At 63.0% G+C, this 3,170-nt stretch carries 3 protein-coding genes and 1 CRISPR repeat array; of the genes, 2 read left to right on the plus strand and 1 reads right to left on the minus strand.

From position 1 onward, the window contains the following. Positions 1-166, minus strand: a 166-nt coding sequence (locus tag MTQ12_RS14695) for a transposase (RefSeq protein ID WP_247619212.1), incomplete at its 3' end; no start/stop codon positions are given. On the opposite strand from MTQ12_RS14695, the gene cas1 reads away from it, so the two are divergent. Both cas1 and cas2 read left to right on the plus strand, forming a co-directional pair. Beyond that, on the plus strand, positions 165-1,118 hold the full coding sequence (cas1, locus tag MTQ12_RS14700) for a CRISPR-associated endonuclease Cas1 (protein WP_282599431.1): 954 nt from the start codon (positions 165-167) through the stop codon (positions 1,116-1,118). The two genes, MTQ12_RS14695 and cas1, sit on opposite strands and share 2 nt — an antisense overlap. Further along, on the plus strand, positions 1,115-1,417 hold the full coding sequence (gene cas2 / locus MTQ12_RS14705; protein WP_247619211.1) for a CRISPR-associated endonuclease Cas2: 303 nt from the start codon (positions 1,115-1,117) through the stop codon (positions 1,415-1,417). The genes cas1 and cas2 overlap by 4 nt, the downstream gene beginning before the upstream one ends. Before the next feature lie 229 nt (positions 1,418-1,646). Beyond that, positions 1,647-3,071: a CRISPR direct-repeat array (repeat unit 36 nt; unit sequence CCGGCGGTTCCTCTGGAACCGCCCCTTCGTTGAGGC). The last annotated feature ends 99 nt before the right edge of the window (positions 3,072-3,170 follow it).

A 3,170-nucleotide genomic window follows, 5' to 3' on the forward strand; every position in this document is an offset into this window, starting at 1 on the left:
TCTCGGGCAGGTCCCGCCAGGCGATCCCGCATCGGTAGCGGTAGATGATGCCCTCGACCATCTGGCGGGCATCAGCGAAGGGCCGGCCCCTGCGGCCGGTCGGAGCAGGCAGCAAGTCAGCGATCAGAGACCATTGAGCATCCGTGAGCAGTTGGAATCTCGACATGCTCCCAGGCTCTCAGCCAGCGAACCACATCATTGTCAGACACGCCCTAGGGGACGTCCCGCTCGAGCGAATCATGGGTCTCGTCGTCCACGGCAACATCGATCTTTCCAGCGCGTTGGTCCGCGAGCTGGCTTGGCGCGATCAGTCGATCGTCTGGTGCTCTGGAACGGGCCGCGTGTACTCATGGTCCCGTCCGGCTCGATCCGCCAATGGACTGCACCGAGTCGCCCAGCACGTTGCAAGCGCGAACGGCAGAGTCGACATCGCATCCGAGATGGTCGCATCGAAGATCGCCAATCAGGCGACACTTCTGCGTCGGACCCTGAAACGGAGTCCCGCAGTCGACAGCTTGCGCCGGTTGCAAGCACGTGCCCGAAGTGCCTCTGGAGTGAGGGAGCTCTTCGGAATCGAGGGGGATGCTGCTCGTGTGTACTTCGGGGAGTTCACCCACATCGTTCGAGGTCCGGATTCCGCAGCGCTCTTGGCTACTTGGAACGGCCGGACCGGTCGGGGAGCGTCGGATCCGATCAACAGCATGCTCAATTACGCCTATTCGCTGCTGACGGCAGAGATGATCCGAGCGATTGTCGCGTGCGGCCTCGACCCCCACGCAGGCTTCCTTCACAGTTCGCATCGGAACAAACCTGCGCTCGCACTCGATCTGATCGAGGAGTTCAGGGCACCAATCGCCGATTCCGTCGTATTGAGGCTGATCAATAATGGCGAGATCCGATTGAAACACTTCGACGCGCGCTTAGGAACATCAAGGCTCACCGATGAAGGGCGCAGACGACTTCTCTCCGCATTCGAAAGACGTCTCAGCACTGAGATCGTGCACCCAGTCTTCCGGTACTCGGCTACGTGGAGACGAACGCTGGAGATCCAGGCCCGGATGGTGTTGGGAGTTCTCGACGGGAGCCAAGAGAAGTACACCGGGGTGCGCGTGCGATGAGCCGCGACGATGCGCGCCGATCGCTCATCGCTTACGACGTGCCCGACGACCGGAGGCGTTACCGGCTGGCGAAAGCACTGAGCCGATACGGCGATCGGATCCAGTACAGCGTGTTCGTCGTCGATGTCGCACCGGCGAAGTTGCTTCGATTGCGATCTGAGGTCAGTTCGATCATCGACGCGGAGGAGGACTCCGTGCTCTTCTGCGATCTGGGACTGAGACGATCGCTCAATGATTCTGTCTTCTCATACATCGGCGCAGTGAGGACCATCACCGATGACACCTCAATCATTCTCTAGCTGCTGATACTGCTCGGCGATCCGACGTACATGGGTTCATGCCTCGGGGTGCCTGCGAGCACTGCGGTGCAGCACGACACGCCGCTGAGCTCTCGAATCGCATTCTTGCTGGTCAGACGCAACTTCGCTGATACAGCTCGAAGAGGAGACCATGCCACCGAGCAGATTCCGTGCAGTGCTCGCGGAGGGGCTCGTCAGCGCAGGTCAGATATGATGAATTTGGTTCGCTCCGGCGGTTCCTCTGGAACCGCCCCTTCGTTGAGGCGGCATCTTCACAGCGGTGATCTACCACTGCTCGTCCTCCGGCGGTTCCTCTGGAACCGCCCCTTCGTTGAGGCCGGGCGATCAGCGCGGAGATCGAACGGAGGCGGGCATCCGGCGGTTCCTCTGGAACCGCCCCTTCGTTGAGGCTCGGCGCTTCCAGATTGGTGACCCGGCGGGAGCTTGACCCGGCGGTTCCTCTGGAACCGCCCCTTCGTTGAGGCTGGGTCGGCGGGTCGGTGAGAGACCATGTGACCTTGCCGGCGGTTCCTCTGGAACCGCCCCTTCGTTGAGGCGAGGAAGCCCACGACGACACCATCGCCGCAGCCATCGGCCGGCGGTTCCTCTGGAACCGCCCCTTCGTTGAGGCGCGATCACTCCCGAGGAGCACGACGCCATCGCAGCCGCCGGCGGTTCCTCTGGAACCGCCCCTTCGTTGAGGCTTCGAGGAGACCCGCCTCGACGACACCGGCGTCACCCGGCGGTTCCTCTGGAACCGCCCCTTCGTTGAGGCCCGACCGTGGCGGTGCCGAGGTCCACCGACGCGATCACCCGGCGGTTCCTCTGGAACCGCCCCTTCGTTGAGGCATGAACGAGGTCGAGGAGGAGGTCACCGCAGCCGACCGGCGGTTCCTCTGGAACCGCTCCTTCGTTGAGGCGGAACGCGGCACGCAACTGGGCAACGCCCGGGTGTCTGGCCCGGCGGTTCCTCTGGAACCGCCCCTTCGTTGAGGCGCGACCTCCGTTCGGATGGTGAGCCGGGGCTTCCCCTGCCCGGCGGTTCCTCTGGAACCGCCCCTTCGTTGAGGCAGGTCGAACGGGCTGGGGTCGCCCATCGCGAGGAACGCCGGCGGTTCCTCTGGAACCGCCCCTTCGTTGAGGCCAGCTCGCAATCGCCCTCGTCGGCGGCGGAGGGATCACCCGGCGGTTCCTCTGGAACCGCCCCTTCGTTGAGGCGACTTCTCCATGTCCGCCCCAGCGGTGATACCGGCCCGGCGGTTCCTCTGGAACCGCCCCTTCGTTGAGGCTTTATGCAAAGTGTCTTCGTCAAACTCTTTGATTACCGGCGGTTCCTCTGGAACCGCCCCTTCGTTGAGGCGGTAGGACACCACTTAGACAGCATCCAAGATTGGAAACCCGGCGGTTCCTCTGGAACCGCCCCTTCGTTGAGGCACCGACACATGGGGAACCGCCAACCGGCGCGCACTCCGGCGGTTCCTCTGGAACCGCCCCTTCGTTGAGGCCCACTCACGGAACGCAAATCCCATGAGTGAGTATCTAACCGGCGGTTCCTCTGGAACCGCCCCTTCGTTGAGGCCCGCACACAGCACCGAGGCCAGGAGAGCACAGCACCGAACCGGCGGTTCTGTCAAATCCCGGGTTTAGTTGAGGCTGAACGGTTGTTCTGTATTCAGGCTGCGTTGCCGATGGTCTGGTTCTCGGCGAAATGTGTGGCCTCGATCTCGGCAGGGGTCTGGTAGTCGAGCATGGA

Source organism: Brevibacterium sp. R8603A2 (genome assembly GCF_023072605.1).
Classification (GTDB): domain Bacteria; phylum Actinomycetota; class Actinomycetes; order Actinomycetales; family Brevibacteriaceae; genus Brevibacterium; species Brevibacterium pityocampae.